We start from the raw sequence: 19,029 nt of genomic DNA on the forward strand, positions 1-19,029 counted from the left end.
CCAGCGCCTCCTCAGGCCGTTCCGCCGATCGCCCGCCCGTCCGGCCCGAAGGCCATCAGGTGACGGGTATCGACAAAGACCTCGAGGATTGCGTCCGGCTCGATGTCGTGAACGCCGGGCGCGAGCATGACCCAGCGTGCGCCGGCGAAACCGACGTGAATGAAGCTCTCCGACCCCGCGATCTCGGAAATCGCCGTCTTGACGGTAAGCGCGTTGCCGCCTCCGTTCGGCGCATCGAACGAAATGTGGTGCGGCTGGAAGGCAACCGTGCAGGGACCATCGGGAACGGCTGAAAGATGGGCTGGAACGGTAAGCACGGGCTTGCCGTCCAGTGAAAAACTCGCCCCGGTTTTCACAAGCTCGATCGTATTCAGCGGCGGGTCGGCAAAAGTGCGCGCGGTGACGATATCGACCGGTCGGCGGTAGACATCGATGGTGCGGCCGAACTGGGTGATGCGCCCCTCGCTCAAGGTCGCGGTGTTGCCGCCGAGCAGCAGCGCCTCGGACGGCTCCGTCGTCGCATAGACGAAAATCGCACCGGAGGCCGCGAAAATCTTCGGCAGCTCCTCGCGCAGTTCCTCGCGCAGCTTGTAGTCGAGATTGGCGAGCGGCTCGTCGAGCAGCACCAGATCGGCATTCTTGACGATCGCGCGCGCAAGCGCGGTGCGCTGCTGCTGCCCGCCCGAGAGGTTCAAGGGCGTGCGGTCGAGATAGGGGGTGAGCTTCAGGAGTTCGGCGGCCTTGCGCACTTCCTGATCGACGGTGGCGTTATCGGCGCCCTTGATGCGCATCGGCGAGGCGATGTTGTCGTAGACCGTCATCGCCGGATAGTTGATGAACTGCTGATAGACCATTGCAACCGAGCGCTGCTGCACCGGCAGACCGGTGACGTCGGCACCATCGAGGCGGAGCGAACCGGAGGCAGGCTTGTCGAGACCGGCCATCAGCCGCATCAGCGACGTCTTGCCGGAGAGCGTGGGGCCGAGCAGCACATTAAGCGACCCCCTCTCCAGCACAAGGTCGGTCGGGTGGATGTGCGTCTCCCCGCCCACGACCTTGGATATGTTCTTCATTTCAAGCATTGAATTCTCCGGTGTTCCACCCAGCCATCGGCAGTGTCAATTGCAGGATATCAGAGCGGGATAAGGAAAGTGTCTTCGGTTTTCCGCCCGCGTCCCGCTTGGGCCGCTCCAACCAAAATCACCATGATCTAGGCTGCAGCGTTTGCAGCGCCCTGCATATATTCCTCCAGTTCCGCGGCTTCCGCCGGCGAAAGCTTCAGTCCCAGCTTCGTGCGGCGCCAGAGCACGTCCTCCGCGCGCCGCGCCCATTCCTGCTCGATCAGCCAATTGACTTCGGCTTCGTAAAGGTCTGCTCCGAAGCGCCGCCCGAGATCGGCCTCGCTCGCGGCCTTGCCGAGAAGCCTGGCCGCCCGCGTGCCGTAGAGCCGGACGAGCCGGCGCGCATGTGAGCCGGCAAGAAAAGGATAGCGCGCCTTGAGGCTGGCGACCTCGGCATCGTAGCCGGTGGCCGGGAAGTCGCCACCCGGCAGGCTCGACCCGGCCGTCCATTTGCTGCCCTTGACGCCGATTGCCTCGCCGATCTTCTCGAGCGCCGACTCGCCAAGGCGCCTGTAGGTCGTGAGCTTGCCGCCGAAGACGTTCAGCAGCGGCGCCTGGCCGGTTTCTCCGTCAAGGCGAAGCACGTAGTCGCGCGTTGCCTCCTGCGCCTTGCTGGCGCCGTCGTCGAACAATGGGCGCACCGCGGAATAGGTCCAGACGATGTCGTCGCGCGTTACAGGATCGGTGAAATATTCGCTCGCCGCCTTGCAGAGATAGTCGATCTCGGCGTCGTTGATGCGCGCGCCGGCGGGATCACCAATGAAGTCGTGGTCGGTCGTTCCGATCAGCGTGAAATCGTTCTCGTAAGGAATGGCGAAGATGATCCGCCCGTCCGGGTTCTGGAAGAAATAGGCGCGCGGATCGTCGAACTTCTTCCTCACGACGATATGGCTGCCCTGGACGAGGCGGACATTGTGCACGTCCTTCTTGCCGATCGTGTCGGCAAGCACCCGGTCCACCCAGGGGCCGGTGGCGTTGACGAGCATGCGGGCGCGAAAGCTCTGGCGACCGCCCGTCACCATATTTTCCGTCTCGATCGTCCAGTGACCGTCCTTCCGGCGCGCCGAGACGACCCGCGTGCGCGGCATGACCTGCGCGCCACGATCGGCCGCATCGCGCGCGTTCAGCACGACCAGGCGGGCATCGTTGACCCAGCCGTCGGAATATTCGAATGCCTTCGTGAACAGCCGCTTCAGCGGCGCCCCCGCCGGGTCGCGGGTCATGTCCAGCGTGCGGGTCGCGGGCAGAAGCTTGCGGCCGCCGATGTGGTCATAAAGGAACAGGCCGAGGCGGATGAGCCAGGCGGGCCGCAAGCCGCCCTTTTGGAAGGGCAGTACGAAGCGCATCGGCCAGATGACGTGCGGCGCCATCGCCCACAATACCTCGCGCTCCATCAGCGCTTCGCGAACAAGGCGGAACTCGTAATATTCGAGATAGCGCAGCCCGCCGTGGATAAGCTTGGTGGAGCCGGAGGACGTGCCGGAGGCGAAGTCTTTCATTTCGGCCAGTGCGACGGAATAGCCACGACCGACCGCATCACGTGCAATGCCGCATCCATTGATGCCGCCGCCTATGACGAAGACGTCGAAGATTGCCTGCTCTAACACTGTATTTCCCCTCCGCATTCCGCAACGCACAAATTGATGCAACTGCGAAAGTGAAATCAGTTAAAACGAAAACATTTCGAATGTCAAACGAATGTTTCCCGAATCCCACGCGTCAGAAACGCGCCCCGGATGAAGCGTCCGTCTCGATCAGCCGGACGTCCTGTTCGGCACATATTTGCCGAACGTTTTCAATGATGCATCGGTCGGTGATGAAAGTCTGGACCTGGGAGATGTGGCCGATGCGCACCGGTGCGGTTCGCTCGAATTTCGTGGAGTCCGAAACGAGGATGACGTGGCGCGCATTGGCAATAATCGCCTGGGCGACTTTCACCTCGCGAAAGTCGAAATCGAGAAGCGCCCCGTCGTGGTCGATCGCGGAGGCTCCGATGACGGCGAAATCGACCTTGAACTGCTTGATGAAATCGACGGCGGCCTCGCCGACGATGCCGCCGTCGGAGCCGCGCACGACGCCGCCGGCGATCACCACCTCGATCGAGGGGAATACACGCAACCTATTGGCAACATTGATGTTGTTGGTAATGACCATCAACTCCCTATGGTCGAGCAGCGCTTCCCCAACCGCTTCGGTGGTGGTGCCGATATTGATGAAGAGCGAGGCGTTGTCGGGGATGAGGGCGGCGGCGGCGCGGCCGATCGCCTGTTTTTCCCCCGCTGCGATCTGGCGTCGCGCGTCGTATTTCACGTTCTCCTTGCCGCTCGGGAAGATGGCGCCGCCGTGAATGCGGTTCAGCACCCTCGCATCGCAGAGGTCGTTGAGATCCTTGCGGATCGTTTGCGGGGTCACCGAAAAACGCTGGGCGAGTTCCTCGACGAGCACGCGCCCCTCTGTTTTTGCCAGTTCCAGAATTTCCGCTTGCCGCCCGCTGAGATACATTTCGGCTCCCCTGGTTTTCGTTTTTTTTCATAATATGCAAAAACGAAAGCCATGCAATTTCAGAAGTCAGCGTTTTTTTAGGACATTGATTTCGCGGCAATCGCCGTCGTGCCGTGTTGCATTCCGGCGACGGATAGACGAGCTTGTTGATCTGTCAGAGCGAGAGAAGGACGTTCAGGCGCTTTTTTCTCCTGCATTCTGCTCCAACTTTATAAATGTTGATCGCGCTGATGATCCGGACTGCTCCTGTCGGGGATCGTGGGTCAGAGGGGGAAGGCATGTTTCATCCGGCCTTGTTCAAGGGCACGAACGTGGTGGTGACCGGCGGCGGCCGGGGTATTGGGCTGGAGGTCGCGCGGCAATTCCTCGATTGCGGCGCGCGCGTCCTCGTCCACATGGGCAGGACAATTGCCCGCGAACATCACGATTTTCTCGAACTCGCCGCGACGGAGGGCAGGGCATTTCTTTACGCCGCCGATTTTCTCGCCGTCGGTGGTGTCGAAAGCCTCGCCGATGCCGTCCGGGAGCGGTTCGACAGCATCGATGTCCTCGTCAACAATGCCGGTACGATGGTCGGGCGCTTCCCCGCGGCCGACCTGACCGACGATGACTATCGCACTGTCGTTCAGCTCAATCAGACGTCGGTCGTCGAGATGACGCGGGCAATGCTGCCGCTCTTGCGTAAGGGCACGCATCCCGCGATCGTGAACACCGTGTCGATCTCGGCGTCGACAGGCGGCAGCTCCGGTTCGTCGATTTATTCCGCCACCAAGGCCTTCGTCGCGACCTATTCGAAGGCGCTGGCGCGTGAACTGGCGCCAGAGGGCATTCGCGTCAATTGCGTCTCCCCCGGCACGATCGCGACGGATTTCCACGAGCGCTATTCGTCGCCAGAGAAGCTGGAGGCGACACGTAAATCGATCCCGCTGGCGCGGCTCGGCACCGCCGAGGATTGCGCCCCCGCCTATCTCTTCCTCGCCTCGCATGCGCTTTCGGGCTACATCACCGGTCAGGTGCTTGAGGTGAACGGCGGACAGTTGATCTGCTAGAGTGGGGTGATGGAAAATATGCGCGGTTTCCAGCCCACGTGCCCTCATCCGCCTGCCGGCACCTTTTCCGCGGGGAAAAGGCACTAGCCGCGTGCCCCTCTCACTAGGTGCGGGGAGAGGCCAGGCTAAGGGCGACTTCAATCATCGCGATTCAAAGGCCCAGGAATGATCGACAAGTTGGAGTTCTTTCTCGCGCTCGCCCGCGAACGACACTTCGGAAGGGCGGCGGAGGAATGTGGCGTGACGCAACCGACGCTGTCGGCGGCGATCCGCCAGCTCGAGGATCAGCTCGGCGTCATGCTCGTCAATCGCGGGTCGCGTTACCAGGGCTTGACGCCCGAAGGCCAGCGGGTGCTCGAATGGGCGCGCCGCATCGTCAGCGATAGCCGCACAATGCGCGAGGAGATGCGGGCGGCGCGCAAGGGGCTGTCGGGACATATCCGGCTTGCAGCAATCCCGACGACGCTCTCCATGGTGCCGATGATCACGGCGCCATTCCAGGAGAAACATCCGGACGTCACATTTTCGGTGCTTTCAACCACTTCGCTCCAAATCCTGGCGCTTCTCGAAAATCTCGAGATCGATGCCGGATTGACCTATCTCGAGAACGAGCCGCTTGGTCGCGTCACCAGCGTGCCGCTGCAAATCGAGCAATATCACCTCGTTACCGCCGCCGGTACGCCCCTGTCGGATCGCGAAAGCGTGACCTGGAAGGAAGTTAGCAACATTCGGCTTTGTCTATTGACGGCCGATATGCAGAACCGGCGCATCATCAATCAACACTTTGCCGAGGCCGGTGCCGTTGCTGCTCCGACGCTCGAATCGAACTCGATGATCGTGCTTTTCTCGCATGTCCGCACAGGGCGATGGGCCAGCATCATGCCTTTCAACGTCGCGAAATCATTCGGTTTTCATGAAGATATCCGGATGGTTCCAATCGTCGAGCCGGATGTCCGCCACACGGTCGGTCTGGTTGCCACCTACCGGGAACCCTTCACGCCGCTGGTGTCGGCGCTGCTGCATGAGGCACGCATTCTCGGCGAGCGCAACGTCGATCGATAGATTTTTTCTATCGATCGACGGGACAGCCTTATTGACCCTCCCGGCCTTAAGCGCGAAGCTTAGGGACTGTGGGCGAGGAGCGAAGAGGCTCCGATCCTCGTCCAAACCGTTTTTGAGACATTCGGTGCGCCTGCTGCCGTGGGTCGAAGGCCCCCTTGGGAAGCGCGCCGCGAGCCGGGAGGGCTCCCCTAGTGAATATCCATCTGCCGCGTGCAGACGTGACCGAGCGAACGCTGAAGATTGTCGGCGAACTCAAGGCGCTCGAAGGCCCACTTCTTCCGATCCTGCATGAAATCCAGGAAGAGTTCGGCTATGTGCCTGAGGAGTGCCTGCCGGTGATTGCCCGCGAACTCAACCTGTCGCGCGCCGAAGTCTATGGTGTCGTCACCTTCTACCATGACTTCCGCAATCATCCCGCCGGGCGCCATGTGCTGAAACTCTGTCGCGCCGAAGCCTGCCAGTCCATGGGCGGAGATCGGCTTGCCGAACGCGCCAAGGCGCTGCTCGGGATCGATTTCCATGAGACGACGCCGGACGGCGCCGTGACGCTTGAGCCTGTCTACTGTCTCGGGCTCTGTTCCTGCTCGCCGTCGGCGATGCTCGACGGCGAAGTACATGGCCGGGTCGATGACGCCGGGCTCGACGCGCTGGTCGCGGAGGCACGCCGATGACCGTGAAGATTTACGTTCCGCGAGATGCCGCAGCGCTTGCGCTTGGCGCCGATCGGGTGGCCAGGGCAATGGCGGACGAGATCGCTGCGCGCGGGCTCGATGCCGTCATCGTCCGCAACGGTTCGCGCGGCATGCACTGGCTGGAGCCGCTGGTAGAAGTCGAGACCGCCGGAGGCCGTGTGGCCTACGGGCCGGTAAAGGCAGGTGACGTCGCCTCGCTTCTCGATGCCGGTCTTGTGTCAGGCGGCGAACACCCCCTTTCGCTCGGGAAGACCGAGGACATCCCGTTCCTGAAACAGCAGACCCGGCTGACCTTTGCCCGCTGCGGCATCGTCGACCCGCTGTCGCTCGACGACTATCGCGCCCATGGCGGTCTGCGTGGTCTCGAAAAAGCGGTCGCCATGCAGCCGTCGGCGATCGTCGCGGAAGTCACCGAGAGCGGACTTCGCGGGCGCGGCGGTGCCGGCTTCCCGACCGGGATCAAGTGGAAGACCGTTCTCGATGCGGCGGGTTCGCGCAAATACATCGTCTGCAATGCCGATGAGGGCGACAGCGGCACCTTTGCCGACCGGATGATCATGGAGGGCGATCCCTTCGTATTGATCGAGGGCATGGCGATCGCCGGCATCGCCACCGGTGCGACCAAGGGTTATGTCTACACGCGCTCCGAATATCCGCATGCGATCGCCGTCATGACGGAGGCGATCGCGATCGCCCGCGCCGCCGGCGTGCTCGGCCCGTCGGTGCTCAGATCCGGCCGCGCTTTCGACATGGAGGTGCGCACCGGTGCCGGCGCCTATGTCTGCGGCGAGGAAACGGCGCTCCTCAACAGCCTCGAAGGCAAACGCGGTATCGTTCGCGCCAAGCCGCCGCTTCCCGCGCACAAGGGCCTATTCGACCGTCCGACCGTCATCAACAACGTTATCTCGCTCGCGTCCGTGCCGATCATCCTGGATAAGGGCGCCGCCTTCTACCGCGACTTCGGCATGGGGCGGTCGCGCGGCACGATCCCGATCCAGATCGCCGGCAATGTCAAGCATAGCGGCCTCTACGAGACGGCGTTCGGCTTGCCGCTCGGCGAAATCGTCGATCACATCGGTGGCGGCACGGCGAGCGGCCGCCCGGTCAAGGCGGTGCAGGTCGGCGGTCCGCTCGGCGCCTATTTCCCGCGCGCGCTGTTCGACACTCCGTTCGACTACGAGGCCTTCGCGGCCAGGGAAGGCCTGATCGGCCATGCCGGCATTGTCGTCTTTGACGACACCGTCGACATGCTGAAACAGGCGCGGTTCGCGATGGAATTCTGCGCCGTCGAAAGCTGCGGCAAGTGCACTCCCTGCCGTATCGGCTCGACACGCGGCGTCGAGGTCGCGGACAAGATCGCGGCGGGGATCGAGCCGCAGAAGAACCGCGACCTGCTCGCCGATCTCTGCAACACGATGAAATTCGGTTCGCTCTGCGCGCTTGGCGGCTTCACGCCCTATCCGGTGATGAGTGCCATGACGCATTTCCCGGACGATTTTTCGCCGGCCCCGGCGGTGGAGGCGGCGGAATGATGGCAGCGACGGCACATGGAGTTTTGCCCCTCACCCTAACCCTCTCCCCGCAGGCGGGGAGAGGGGACTTGAACGGAGCGGCACATCCCTTCTCCCCGCAAGTGGGGAGAAGGTGGCGGCAGCCGGATGAGGGGCAGGCCGCGGTATCGAGGGCAGGGAAGCCCACCGCCCTGAACGCAATTTCTCAGGAGGCTCATTAATGTCTCTCATTCGTGAAATCGACTACGGCACTCCTGTTTCCACGTCCGAAAAGCTGGTGACGCTCACCATCGACGGGCGCGAGATCACCGTGCCGGAAGGCACGTCGATCATGCGGGCGGCGATGGAAGCGGGCGTCGAGGTGCCTAAGCTCTGCGCCTCCGACATGATGGACGCTTTCGGCTCCTGCCGCCTCTGTCTCGTGGAAATCCAGGGACGCGCCGGCATGCCGGCCTCCTGTACGACGCCGGTGGCGCCGGGGATCGTGGTTTCGACGCAGACGCCGCGATTGAAGGATGTCCGACGCGGTGTGATGGAGCTCTATATCTCCGACCACCCGCTCGACTGCCTGACCTGCGCTGCCAACGGCGATTGCGAACTGCAGGACATGGCGGGTGCCGTGGGCCTGCGCGACGTGCGCTATGGCTATGACGGTTCCAATCACGTCAAGGCGCGCAACAATGGCGACGAGATCAACCTCAAATGGGAGCCGAAGGACGATTCGAATCCGTATTTCACCTATGATCCCGCCAAGTGCATCGTCTGCTCGCGCTGTGTTCGCGCCTGCGAGGAGGTGCAGGGCACCTTTGCGCTGACGATCGGCGGACGCGGCTTCGATTCGCGCGTTGCGGCCGGCATGAACGAGGATTTCGTTTCGTCCGAATGCGTTTCCTGCGGCGCCTGCGTCCAGGCCTGCCCGACGGCGACGCTCACCGAGAAGTCGGTGATCGAGATCGGCCAGCCGGAGCACTCGGTCGTGACCACCTGCGCCTATTGCGGCGTCGGCTGTTCCTTCAAGGCGGAAATGCGCGGCGAGGAACTGGTACGCATGGTGCCGTGGAAGGACGGCCAGGCAAACCGGGGCCATTCCTGCGTCAAGGGACGTTTCGCCTATGGCTACTCGAGCCATAAGGACCGCATCCTCAATCCGATGATCCGCGAGAAGATCACCGATCCCTGGCGTGAGGTCACCTGGGAAGAGGCTTTCGCGCATGTCGCCTCCGAGTTCCGCCGTATCCAGTACCAGTACGGCCGCGATTCCGTCGGCGGTATCACCTCGTCGCGCTGCACCAATGAGGAGACTTATCTGGTGCAGAAGCTGGTGCGCGCCGGCTTCGGCAACAACAATGTCGACACCTGCGCCCGCGTCTGCCATTCGCCGACCGGCTATGGCCTCGGCCAGGCGTTCGGAACCTCGGCGGGCACGCAGGATTTCGACAGCGTCGAGCACACGGACGTCGCCGTCATCATCGGCGCCAATCCGACAGACGGTCACCCGGTCTTCGCCTCGCGGTTGAAGAAGCGGTTGCGTGAGGGCGCCAAGCTGATCGTCATCGATCCGCGTCGGATCGATCTCGTGCGCTCGGCCCATGTCGAGGCGTCCTATCATCTGCCGTTGAAGCCCGGCACCAACGTCGCCATCCTGACAGCGCTGGCGCATGTCATCGTCACGGAGGGGCTCGCCAACGAAGCCTTCATTCGCGAGCGCTGCGACTGGTCGGAATTCGAGGACTGGGCAGCCTTCGTCTCCGAACCCTACCACAGCCCGGAAGCGACAGAAGCCTACACCGGCGTTCCGGCGGAGCTGCTCCGCGGCGCCGCCCGTCTCTACGCCACCGGCGGCAACGGCGCGATTTACTACGGGCTCGGCGTCACCGAACACAGCCAAGGCTCTACGACGGTGATGGCGATCGCGAACCTGGCGATGGTCACCGGCAACATCGGGCGGCCGGGCGTGGGCGTCAATCCGCTGCGCGGCCAGAACAACGTGCAGGGCTCGTGCGATATGGGCTCGTTCCCACATGAACTGCCCGGCTACCGGCACATTTCCGACGATGCGACGCGCGAGACTTTCGAAAAGCTCTGGGGCGTGGCGCTCAACAACGAGCCGGGTCTTCGCATTCCCAACATGCTCGATGCCGCAGTGGAGGGCACTTTCAAGGCTCTCTACATCCAGGGCGAGGACATCCTGCAGTCGGATCCGGATACCAAGCATGTTGCCGCCGGGCTCGCCGCGATGGAATGCGTCGTCGTGCACGACCTGTTCCTCAACGAGACGGCCAACTACGCTCATGTCTTCCTGCCCGGCTCGACCTTCCTCGAAAAGGATGGCACCTTCACCAACGCCGAGCGGCGCATCAACCGCGTTCGCCGGGTCATGACGCCCAAGAACGGCTATGCCGACTGGGAGGTGACGCAGAAGCTCGCCCAGGCGATGGGGCTCAACTGGAATTATCGCCATCCGTCCGAGATCATGGATGAGATCGCCGCGACGACACCGAGCTTCGCGCTGGTCTCCTACGACTATCTCGACAAGATGGGCTCGGTGCAGTGGCCGTGCAACGAGAAGCACCCCGAAGGCTCGCCGATCATGCATGTCGACGGTTTCGTGCGCGGCAAGGGCAAGTTCATCCGCACCGAATATGTGGCAACCGACGAGAAGACCGGCCCGCGCTTCCCGCTCTTGCTGACGACCGGCCGCATCCTCAGCCAGTACAATGTCGGCGCCCAGACGCGGCGTACCGAGAACGTCGTCTGGCACGCCGAGGACCGGTTGGAAGTCCATCCGCACGATGCCGAGCAGCGCGGCATCCGCGACGGCGACTGGATCAGGCTTGCCAGCCGTGCAGGTGAGACGACGCTCAGGGCACTGATCACTGACCGCGTCGCACCGGGTGTGGTCTACACCACCTTCCATCACCCGACGACGCAGGCCAACGTCATCACGACGGACTTCTCCGACTGGGCAACCAACTGCCCGGAATACAAGGTGACCGCCGTGCAGGTCTCGCCCTCGAACGGCCCGTCCGACTGGCAGCGCGACTACGACGAGCAGGCCCGGCAGTCGCGCCGCATCAGCGGCAAGCTGGAGGCGGCAGAGTAGGAGAGTGCGGGAGCACGGCGCATGACCGGTTTCAAGACAAGCGTTAAGGTCTCCGAATCCGCGCGCCGCGCCGGCACGCTTGTCGCCGGGTCACGGGTGGTGCCCGAGGAGACGCCGATCGCGTTCACCTATGGTGGCTCGACTCACGCGGTGATGATGGCGACACCCGGCGATTTCGAGGATTTTGCCGTTGGATTTAGCCTGACCGAAGGCATCGTCACCGATCCGGACCAGATCGAGACCGTCGATGTCGTGACCGAGGACCGGGGCATCGACCTGCAGGTCACGCTCAAGGACGAAGAGAACGAAATGCTGCGCCAGCGTCGCCGCCACATGGCCGGTCCGGTCGGCTGCGGTCTTTGCGGCATCGAATCGATCGAGCAGGCTGTCCGCCACACCCCGGACGTCTCCGGGGCCACGCTCAGGCTTTCGCAGGCGGACGTCGTCAAGGCCGTTGCGCTTCTGAACGGTCAGCAGCCGCTGCATTTCGAGACGCGCGCCGTGCATGGAGCAGCGTTTTACGTGCCGGGAAAGGGGCTGATCGCGGTCCGCGAGGATGTCGGACGCCACAATGCGCTCGACAAGCTCGTCGGCGCGGCGGCGCGTGCCGGCTTCAAGAGTGCCGAGGGCGCCGTCGTCGTCACCTCGCGTGTATCGGTCGAGATGGTTCAGAAGACTGCGATTATCGGGAGCCCGGTGATCATTGCAATATCGGCGCCGACGGCGCTCGCCATCCGCACGGCCGAGGAGGCGGGCATGACGCTTATCGCGCTCGTGCGCGGCGACGAATTCGAAATTTTCACCCATGCCGCACGCATACATTCCGGAGCTGTTGCCGATGTCGCCTGATACCAATGCCAAGCTCATCTACATGGCCAACCAGATCGCCACGTTCTTCAAGAGCCAACCGGCGGCGGAAGCAGCGGAGGGCGTTGCGACCCATATCAACAAATTTTGGGAGCCGCGCATGCGCCGCAAGCTCTTCGAGCACATCGATCATGGTGGCGAAGGGCTGAGCCCGCTGGTGATCGAGGCGGCTTCGAAAATCAAGCGCCCGGAAGCCGCGTAACATCCCTTCGCAACAGGGCGAGGGTGGCTATCGAGCATCTTGCTCGCGCCTTTTGGCAAGATCCAATTTCGGGAACAGTCGAGGGGAGGCGGCGACCGATCGGCCGGAAGCGGCGCCGAAGCTGAGCCCTCGTCCGGCGAATAGAAAAAGCCGTTTTGCCGGCGGGCAAAACGGCCTTGTCCGATTCAGCTTCGACCGATGTTCAGGCGGCGAGTTCTTCCACGTCCCGTTCCTTGAACATGCGGGAAAGATTGAGGAAGCAGATCATGCCCGATTCGTTGGCGATGATGCCTTCCGCAAAACTCTTGTCGAAGGAGGCTGTCACTTCCGGCACAGGCTGCACCTGGCTGCCCTGCACCGTGAGAATGTCGGAGACGCGATCGACGACGAGGCCGATGACCATGTTGTGTACTTCCGCGACGACGATAGCGCTGCGCTCGTTGGCGACGGTCGATTTCATTCCGAGCTTGTGGGCGAGATCGATGATCGGGATCACCGTGCCGCGCAGGTTCATCACGCCGATCACCTCCGGCGGCGAATGCGGAATAGGCGTCGACGGCGCCCAGCCGCGGATCTCGCGGATCGTCGTGGTTTTGACGCAAAATTCCTGATCGTGAAGGCGGAACGCTATGATTTCCAGCGTTTCGCCGTCAAATCCGGCAGTTCTCAATGTACCTGTCATCGAAGGTCCCTCAGCTTTCCGATCGACGCCCGTGAGGCGCGACACCGCCAACTCGCGACGCCCCCTGCGGATGCTGCAGGCAAGCGCAGTTTCCCGTACAATCAGGAAGTGTCATTAGATCCGCCGACGACATTCGGCGCGGCGCAAGCCGCATCATGCGCGGAGGAACCCCGCCTTGCGCTTTGGGGCTAATCTAGGCCGGGATTCGTTAAGACTTGCTTTGCGACGGCGATCCGCCTCCGTACTACAGCATCCCGCATCATATCGGACGCGCAAAGGACGCTGTAGCACGTTGCATGCAGCAGGCGGATCGCGAAAGGTATCAGGCGGAAGCGAGCACGGCGGCGAAATGTTCGACCGCCCAATCGACCTGGTCTTCGGTGATCACCAGCGGCGGAGCGATACGGATCGTGTCGCCATGGGTGTCCTTGGCGAGGATGCCGCGTGCCTTGAGCGCCTCGCAATATTTCCGGGCGCCGCCGGCTTCCGGAACGAGTTCGACCGCGAGCATGAGACCGCGGCCGCGGACGTCCTTGATGATGTTGGAGCGGATATCCCGCAGGCCGGTCTGGAAGCGCTCGCCCATGCGGGCGGAATTCTCGATCATGCCCTCTTCGGTGAGCGCTTTCAGCGCCGCCCTGGCGATCGCACAGGCGAGCGGATTGCCGCCGAAGGTCGAACCGTGCTGGCCGGGCTTCAGAACGCCCAGCACTTCCGAATTCGAAAGCACGGCGGAGACCGGGTAGAAGCCGCCCGACAGCGCCTTGCCGATCAGCGTCACGTCGGCCTCGATGCCTTCATGCTCTTCCGCAAGCAGCTTGCCCGTGCGCCCGAGCCCTGTCTGGATTTCGTCGAGAATGAGCGTGATGCCATACTTCGTGCAGAGCTCGCGGATGCCGGCAAAATATCCCGCAGGCGGCACGATCACGCCGGCCTCGCCCTGGATAGGCTCGACGAGGAAAGCGACCGTGTTCTCGGTGATCGCTTCGCGGAACGCGTCGATGTCTCCGAAGGGAACGACCTTGAAGCCCGGCGCGAAGGGCCCGAAGCCGGTGCGCGCGTCCGGATCGGTCGAAAAGCCGACGATGCCCATGGTGCGGCCATGGAAATTGTTCGAGCAGACGAGGATCTCGGCCTTGTCTTCGGCGACGCCTTTGACCTCGTATCCCCATTTGCGCACGGCCTTGATGGCGGTCTCGACCGCTTCAGCGCCGGAGTTCATCGGCAGCACCTTGTGTGAGCCGGTGAGTGCCGCGATCTCCTCGTAGAAATGCGCGAGCTGGTCGTTGCGGAAGGCGCGCGATGTCAGCGTCAACTTCTGCGCCTGCTCAATCATCGCCTTGAAGATCTTGGGATGACAATGGCCCTGGTTGACGGCGGAATAGGCGGACAGGCAGTCAAGATAGCGATTGCCTTCCATATCCCAGACATAGACGCCTTCGCCGCGCGAAAGCACGACATCGAGCGGCTTGTAGTTGTGGGCGCCCAGCCGGTATTCGGTTTCAATCAGGGCCGCGGTTGTCGTCATAAATGATCCTCCGGTTCGTATCCTGGCGCCGCGCTCCTCACGGGGTAAATGCGCGCGTCGCCGGCATATCTGCGTTACTTTCAGGCGCTGCGGGTCGGCCGGTCCAGAATGCGGCGGCCGAAGAGGCTTGCCGTCAACTCGACCAGGATGCGGGCGCTCTTGCCGCGGTCGTCGAGGAAGGGATTGAGCTCGACGACGTCGAGCGACGAGACAAGGTCGCTGTCGCAGAGCATCTCCATGATGAGGTGGGCCTCACGGAACGTCGCTCCGCCCGGAACGGTGGTGCCGACACCGGGGGCAATTTCCGGATCCATGAAATCGACATCGAGGCTCACATGCAGCAGGCCGTTGACGGCGCGAACCTCATCGAGGATCTGGCGCATGATGTGAGCCATGCCCATCTCGTCGACGGTGCGCATGTCGTAGACGTTGACGCCGTGCTCGGCGATTTCCTCGCGCTCGCGGGCATCGACCGAACGGATGCCGATCTGATAGACCCTCTTCGGGTCGACCAGCGGCCGATCGCTGGCGAGGATCGGTGCGAATTCGGCCTCGCCGCAGAAGAAGGCGACGGGCATGCCATGCATGTTGCCGGAGGGCGAAGTAGTCGGCGAGTTGAAATCGGCATGCGCGTCGAGCCAGAGGACGAAGAGCGGCCGGCCGACGTCATCGGCGTGGCGTGCCATGCCCGAGACGCTGCCCATGGAAAGCGCATGGTCGCCGCCGAGAATGATCGGAACATGGCCCTTGCGCGCGGCGTCGTGCACGGCATCGTTCAGCGCGCGGGCGAAGGCGCCAACCATCTGCAGATTGTTGGCTTGCGGATGATGGGCGAGGTCACGGGCGGGCAACGGCCGGACGTCGCCTTCGTCATGAACCGTATGGCCGAGTTCGGCCAGAACCGTATCGATGCCGGCGATCCTCAGTGCCGTCGGCCCCATGGCCGCGCCGCGCCGTCCGGAGCCTTCTTCGATGGGTGCGCCGATCAAGGTGATGGTCTTCATTTCCGCCCTTTTCCTTCCTCTGAGTCCCGCGAGAATGAGGCGGATTATCGTCAAAAGGCATGACAGCAAAAAGATGGAAAACTGTCGATTGGAAGGCTAATATCGGCATATTGGTAAGCCGAATTTGTCAACTTGCGAATCATGGACGATCTTGATCAAGCCCTCATCAGCGCGCTCAGACAGAATGCGCGCACACCGGTTTCGACGCTTTCGGCGATGACGGGCGTTTCGCGCGCGACCGTTGCCGCGCGTATCGATCGGCTGGTGGCAAACGGAACGATCGCGGCCTTCACGATCCGGACCGGTTCGGAAATTCCGGCGTCCGGCGTGCGCGCCGTCGTCATGATCGAAGTTCACGGCAAGATGGCCGACCGCGTTGCAGGTCAATTGCGCGGCTTGCCGCAGGTAAGGGCGCTGCACAGCACCAACGGGCGGTGGGATTTCATCGCAGAACTCGAGGATCGCGACCTCGTCAGCTTCGACGAGACGCTCAGGCGCATTCGGCTCATCGACGGCATCACCGTGACCGAGACCAATATCCTTCTGAAGACCAGCAAGATGAGCGGGACATTCTGACGCCGCTGCATGTTTCCTTACATCGTAGCATGCAGCGATTCAAAGTGCTGCAGCGTCATGTCACATCGCTGTCGCGCAACCGTCGGCGCTGTCCGTCTTTCGCGGGCGCGAGATGATTTTTGTTCTTGATTTGTTCCAATTCCCTTGTAAGATGTTCCACCTCAGCAAAAAGCGAAGCATGAGGAAAGTGCGCGGCGTCCGCCCGCAGCCCGTTCTCATTCATTGGAAATGATCACGTTCATCGGTCCAGGGAGGTTGTCATGGCCACGTATAATGGCGGCCCGGCGCGGCAGATTTGCATAAAGCTGTTCGTCAGACATGGGGACGAGGAACGGGCGATCGCCTTCTACCGTGACGTCTTCGGCGCCGAGCTTCTCCAGCGTCATGAGTGGAGTGGCATCCTGACGAGTGCCGACCTTTGCATCGGCGATTCCATCTTCCGGGTGGCTGGCGCCAATCCGCGTCGGGATGCCGAGCCGCGGCTTGGCGGCCCGCGGTCGCCGCATGCGCTTGGGACGACGGCGGCGATCCTCGAGTTGCACGTCGACGACGTGGATCGCGTGCTCGGACGGGCGATCGGTGCCGGTGCGAGCCTGCGCAATGCCGCCGAAACGCTGCCGACGGGAGATCGGGTCGGCGCGCTCATCGACCCATTCGGGCACATCTGGGCGCTGTTCACCGGCATTGAGGACAGCGAGATCTTGGACGTGTTCGGGGTCGACCGAAATGCCGCTTGACCGATGACGGCATCGCTCCTTGTCCACGCTCCGCCTTGTCGAGAGGGGGAGCAAAACCAGGTAAGCCAACCGCGGAATATCCTGGCTTCGTCTAATATTCCCTCTCGAAGAAGATGCCGCCGGCAGCGGAGCCGTCACCGGCGGCTTCGCCCTTCAGCTTTACACCCCGTCCCACATCGAGATTGATCACGGCCTTGCTGGAGCCCGCGTCCTCGCCTTGCTGCAATTCGAGGTAGGTCCGGTCGTTCAGGTATTTGCCGGCGCGCACCTGCGCGCCGCCGCTCTCGTCGGTCGTTATGTCGAGATCGTCAACGCCGAGCTTGTTGCGCAGACCGTCGAGCACGGACGTCGAGCCACCGCCGGCGAGCTGGCTGACGGCCGAGGCGAGCTGGGCGATCTGGAATGCCGACAGGTTGGAAAGCGACCGGTTGAAGATGAGCCGCGCCAGGATCTCGTCCTGGGGCAGTGCCGGGGAGGAGGAGAACGTCACCTGCGGATTGTTGGCAGGCCCGGCGACATTGACGGTGATGGTCGTCGAACCGGCGGTAGACGTGGCGTCGAGGTCGAGGATGGGGATCAGGTCGCCGCCGAAGCTGATCCGGCCGTTGGTGAAGGTCAGTCGCTTGGCGAGAATCTCGAGGCGTCCGCGCCGCATGTCGAACCCACCGGAAACGATCGGCCGGACGGCGGTGCCGCGGATCGTCAGGTCGCCGCCGAGCTCCGCGTCGATGCCGCGCCCGCGCACGAAGAACTGTCCCGGGGAACTGACGGCGAGATCGAAGGCGATGATGCCGCGGGCCTGGGCTCCGACGCCCGCCGAGGGATCTCTGCGCACGTCCCTTGCCATCTGCCGCACTCTGGCCGGCGCATTCCTGTGCTGGATATCGATCTCGGATAGAGAGGTGGGCAATTTTTCAGGAACGGTGATTGCCGCGCGGCGGACGGTCAGCCGGCCGCCGAGCACCGGTGTGGCGACGAGCGGACCTTTCAGCGTCAGATCGCCGGCAAGATTTGCGGTGAAGAGCGTGCCGTCGACATAGCTCGCATTGTTGAGCCGAATTCTCAGATCCGCGGGGAAACCGGAGTCGGCTGCGATCCCGATGGTCCCGCTTGCCTCGATCGAGCCGCCGGTGGCGAGATTGGTGGAAAGCCTCGAAATCGTCGCCTGCCTGCCGTCGAGCGTGACATTTGCTGCCAGGTCGTTGAAGGCGAGATTGCGCCGCACGTCGACCAGTCGGCCGCCGGCGGTCCTGATCGTACCGCTTATTTGCGGCGCCTTCGCCGAGCCGGAAAGCGAGAGATCGACGGTCGCGGAGCCGGTAAGCGTAAAGCCGTTTTCTGCCATGAGATTGGCAAGCAGCGCGAAGGGGACGTTGCCCGAGAATTTCATCGAAAGCGGCATGTTGCCGCCAAGCTCGACGGTTCCGCCGCCCCTGATGGAAAGCCCGGAAGCGCCCGACAATACAGCGTCAAGCGTGACGCGATTGTCGGCGAGCCGGCCCTTCGCGGTAATGTCGACCGCGCCGACGCCCGCCGAACGCACCTGCGCCACGGAAGCGCCGCTCCACCTGAGATCGTATGCGACCACCGGCGCAGCCGGAGTTCCGTCGATGTCGACCGTGCCGGCGACCGTGCCTTCCGCACCGACGGTAGGCGCGAAACTGTTGATAAGAGCGGCGGGCATAGCATTCAGTCGCGCCGAGAGATCGAGCTTTTCCCCCGCCGTGCCGGTGACCGTGATGGTGCCCCTCGACGCCTGGATGACGAGGTCCTTGAGACGCACGATGGTATCGTCGATCGCCACGACCGTCGGTTTGGCGAGTTTCAAGGGAATTTGCTTCGGCGTCGCCGAGAAGGAAGCAAGACGGACTTCCGTGCGGCCACCGCTGCTGGAAAGGTCGCCCTTTGCCGCGAGCGGTCCGCCGTCATATTTGCCGTCGATCGAGAAGCCCGTCCTGTCCCCCTGCTGCTCGAAAGCGAGATTGAGGCCGGAAACGCGGTTCTGCCCTTGCGCGATGCTTTCCGCCCTGACGCTGCCTCTGATCGCGAGCGCGGCGACGTCTGCGATGCTGATGTCCGCGACGGGTTTGGCGATCGTCAGGGCATCACGCTTGATACCGCTGCCGCTCGCCTTGAGCGAAACGGAGGTGACGCCGTTCGCAGTCCTGATCGTCGCCGAACCGGCGACATCGCCGGATGCCCTCTGGCCGGCTATCGCCGCCAGAAGGCCGAGATCGGGCACGTTGAAGTCGACCGATCCGTTTGGCCTGAAGTCGGGCGTCAGGTCGAGCGCTCCGGTCAGCCGGTTGTCGCCGACCTTCGCCTCCAGCGTCGGGATCGAGGTGCGGCCGTTCTCGGAAACGACGTCGGCCCGGATGTCGATCGCCTGGCCG

17 protein-coding genes are annotated in these 19,029 nt (G+C 63.0%); 9 read left to right on the plus strand and 8 right to left on the minus strand.

Going from position 1 to position 19,029, the window contains the following annotated elements; genetic code table 11:
* Positions 1-11: 11 nt before the first annotated feature.
* From QN224_RS19755 to QN224_RS19765, 3 genes are all read right to left on the minus strand, one after another.
* On the minus strand, positions 12-1,082 hold the full coding sequence (locus tag QN224_RS19755; RefSeq protein WP_283978032.1) for an ABC transporter ATP-binding protein: 1,071 nt from the start codon (positions 1,080-1,082) through the stop codon (positions 12-14).
* Positions 1,083-1,210: 128 nt separating this feature from the next.
* On the minus strand, positions 1,211-2,728 hold the full coding sequence (glpD, locus tag QN224_RS19760; protein ID WP_283978033.1) for a glycerol-3-phosphate dehydrogenase: 1,518 nt from the start codon (positions 2,726-2,728) through the stop codon (positions 1,211-1,213).
* A 112-nt stretch (positions 2,729-2,840) separates the two neighbouring features.
* On the minus strand, positions 2,841-3,623 hold the full coding sequence (locus tag QN224_RS19765) for a DeoR/GlpR family DNA-binding transcription regulator (protein ID WP_173508867.1): 783 nt from the start codon (positions 3,621-3,623) through the stop codon (positions 2,841-2,843).
* A 278-nt stretch (positions 3,624-3,901) separates the two neighbouring features.
* On the opposite strand from QN224_RS19765, the gene QN224_RS19770 reads away from it, so the two are divergent.
* The 7 genes from QN224_RS19770 (at position 3,902) to QN224_RS19800 (ending at position 12,109) form a co-directional block, all read left to right on the plus strand.
* On the plus strand, positions 3,902-4,672 hold the full coding sequence (locus tag QN224_RS19770) for an SDR family oxidoreductase (protein WP_283978034.1): 771 nt from the start codon (positions 3,902-3,904) through the stop codon (positions 4,670-4,672).
* Positions 4,673-4,837: 165 nt separating this feature from the next.
* Entirely contained in the window at positions 4,838-5,734 is an 897-nt protein-coding gene (locus QN224_RS19775) for a LysR family transcriptional regulator (RefSeq protein WP_173508869.1), read from the plus strand.
* 191 nt (positions 5,735-5,925) lie between these two features.
* Complete coding sequence (locus tag QN224_RS19780; RefSeq protein ID WP_283978035.1) at positions 5,926-6,405, plus strand: formate dehydrogenase subunit gamma; 480 nt, start codon at positions 5,926-5,928, stop codon at positions 6,403-6,405.
* Positions 6,402-7,958: an NADH-quinone oxidoreductase subunit NuoF gene (locus QN224_RS19785; RefSeq protein WP_283978036.1), complete on the plus strand. Its 1,557-nt coding sequence runs from the start codon at positions 6,402-6,404 to the stop codon at positions 7,956-7,958. Before QN224_RS19780 ends, QN224_RS19785 begins: the two co-directional genes overlap by 4 nt.
* Positions 7,959-8,157: 199 nt before the next feature.
* Entirely contained in the window at positions 8,158-11,040 is a 2,883-nt protein-coding gene (gene fdhF, locus QN224_RS19790) for a formate dehydrogenase subunit alpha (RefSeq protein WP_283978037.1), read from the plus strand.
* Positions 11,041-11,061: 21 nt separating this feature from the next.
* Complete coding sequence (gene fdhD / locus QN224_RS19795) at positions 11,062-11,889, plus strand: formate dehydrogenase accessory sulfurtransferase FdhD (RefSeq protein WP_283978038.1); 828 nt, start codon at positions 11,062-11,064, stop codon at positions 11,887-11,889.
* Entirely contained in the window at positions 11,879-12,109 is a 231-nt protein-coding gene (locus QN224_RS19800) for a formate dehydrogenase subunit delta (protein WP_269280837.1), read from the plus strand. Before fdhD ends, QN224_RS19800 begins: the two co-directional genes overlap by 11 nt.
* Before the next feature lie 202 nt (positions 12,110-12,311).
* Here the strand turns inward: QN224_RS19800 and QN224_RS19805 are convergent, their stop codons facing one another.
* The 3 genes from QN224_RS19805 to rocF all read right to left on the minus strand — a co-directional run bounded on the left by QN224_RS19805 (position 12,312) and on the right by rocF (position 15,323).
* A complete protein-coding gene (locus QN224_RS19805; RefSeq protein WP_283978039.1) occupies positions 12,312-12,791 on the minus strand; it encodes a chemotaxis protein CheW in 480 nt (159 codons plus the stop codon).
* 322 nt (positions 12,792-13,113) lie between these two features.
* Positions 13,114-14,319: an ornithine--oxo-acid transaminase gene (gene rocD, locus QN224_RS19810; protein WP_283978040.1), complete on the minus strand. Its 1,206-nt coding sequence runs from the start codon at positions 14,317-14,319 to the stop codon at positions 13,114-13,116.
* 80 nt (positions 14,320-14,399) lie between these two features.
* A complete protein-coding gene (gene rocF / locus QN224_RS19815) occupies positions 14,400-15,323 on the minus strand; it encodes an arginase (protein ID WP_269280846.1) in 924 nt (307 codons plus the stop codon).
* Positions 15,324-15,464: 141 nt separating this feature from the next.
* Here rocF and QN224_RS19820 point away from each other — a divergent pair, with 141 nt between their 5' ends.
* Positions 15,465-15,899 (plus strand): Lrp/AsnC family transcriptional regulator, encoded by a 435-nt coding sequence (locus QN224_RS19820; protein ID WP_173508879.1) that lies wholly within the window; start codon positions 15,465-15,467, stop codon positions 15,897-15,899.
* 55 nt (positions 15,900-15,954) lie between these two features.
* Here the strand turns inward: QN224_RS19820 and QN224_RS19825 are convergent, their stop codons facing one another.
* Positions 15,955-16,122 (minus strand): hypothetical protein, encoded by a 168-nt coding sequence (locus QN224_RS19825; RefSeq protein WP_283978041.1) that lies wholly within the window; start codon positions 16,120-16,122, stop codon positions 15,955-15,957.
* A 37-nt stretch (positions 16,123-16,159) separates the two neighbouring features.
* Here QN224_RS19825 and QN224_RS19830 point away from each other — a divergent pair, with 37 nt between their 5' ends.
* Positions 16,160-16,636 (plus strand): VOC family protein, encoded by a 477-nt coding sequence (locus tag QN224_RS19830; RefSeq protein ID WP_283978042.1) that lies wholly within the window; start codon positions 16,160-16,162, stop codon positions 16,634-16,636.
* Between the two features lie 91 nt (positions 16,637-16,727).
* Here QN224_RS19830 and QN224_RS19835 read toward each other — a convergent pair.
* Positions 16,728-19,029: translocation/assembly module TamB domain-containing protein (locus QN224_RS19835; RefSeq protein WP_283978043.1), on the minus strand; the 2,302-nt coding region annotated here is incomplete at its 5' end.

Origin of the sequence: Sinorhizobium sp. 7-81, from assembly GCF_030124405.1 — a bacterium.
GTDB classification, from domain to species: Bacteria; Pseudomonadota; Alphaproteobacteria; order Rhizobiales; family Rhizobiaceae; genus Sinorhizobium; species Sinorhizobium psoraleae.

What these genes read in the sequence shown, in the direction of transcription:
- QN224_RS19805 (WP_283978039.1), bottom strand. Translation starts at nt 12,791, where the DNA reads ATGACAGGTACATTGAGAACTGCCGGATTTGACGGCGAAACGCTGGAA.
- rocD (WP_283978040.1), bottom strand. Translation starts at nt 14,319, where the DNA reads ATGACGACAACCGCGGCCCTGATTGAAACCGAATACCGGCTGGGCGCC.
- QN224_RS19800 (WP_269280837.1), top strand. Translation starts at nt 11,879, where the DNA reads ATGTCGCCTGATACCAATGCCAAGCTCATCTACATGGCCAACCAGATC.
- rocF (WP_269280846.1), bottom strand. Translation starts at nt 15,323, where the DNA reads ATGAAGACCATCACCTTGATCGGCGCACCCATCGAAGAAGGCTCCGGA.
- QN224_RS19825 (WP_283978041.1), bottom strand. Translation starts at nt 16,122, where the DNA reads ATGAATGAGAACGGGCTGCGGGCGGACGCCGCGCACTTTCCTCATGCT.
- fdhD (WP_283978038.1), top strand. Translation starts at nt 11,062, where the DNA reads ATGACCGGTTTCAAGACAAGCGTTAAGGTCTCCGAATCCGCGCGCCGC.
- QN224_RS19765 (WP_173508867.1), bottom strand. Translation starts at nt 3,623, where the DNA reads ATGTATCTCAGCGGGCGGCAAGCGGAAATTCTGGAACTGGCAAAAACA.
- fdhF (WP_283978037.1), top strand. Translation starts at nt 8,158, where the DNA reads ATGTCTCTCATTCGTGAAATCGACTACGGCACTCCTGTTTCCACGTCC.
- QN224_RS19820 (WP_173508879.1), top strand. Translation starts at nt 15,465, where the DNA reads ATGGACGATCTTGATCAAGCCCTCATCAGCGCGCTCAGACAGAATGCG.
- QN224_RS19785 (WP_283978036.1), top strand. Translation starts at nt 6,402, where the DNA reads ATGACCGTGAAGATTTACGTTCCGCGAGATGCCGCAGCGCTTGCGCTT.
- QN224_RS19775 (WP_173508869.1), top strand. Translation starts at nt 4,838, where the DNA reads ATGATCGACAAGTTGGAGTTCTTTCTCGCGCTCGCCCGCGAACGACAC.
- QN224_RS19755 (WP_283978032.1), bottom strand. Translation starts at nt 1,082, where the DNA reads ATGCTTGAAATGAAGAACATATCCAAGGTCGTGGGCGGGGAGACGCAC.
- QN224_RS19830 (WP_283978042.1), top strand. Translation starts at nt 16,160, where the DNA reads ATGGCCACGTATAATGGCGGCCCGGCGCGGCAGATTTGCATAAAGCTG.
- QN224_RS19770 (WP_283978034.1), top strand. Translation starts at nt 3,902, where the DNA reads ATGTTTCATCCGGCCTTGTTCAAGGGCACGAACGTGGTGGTGACCGGC.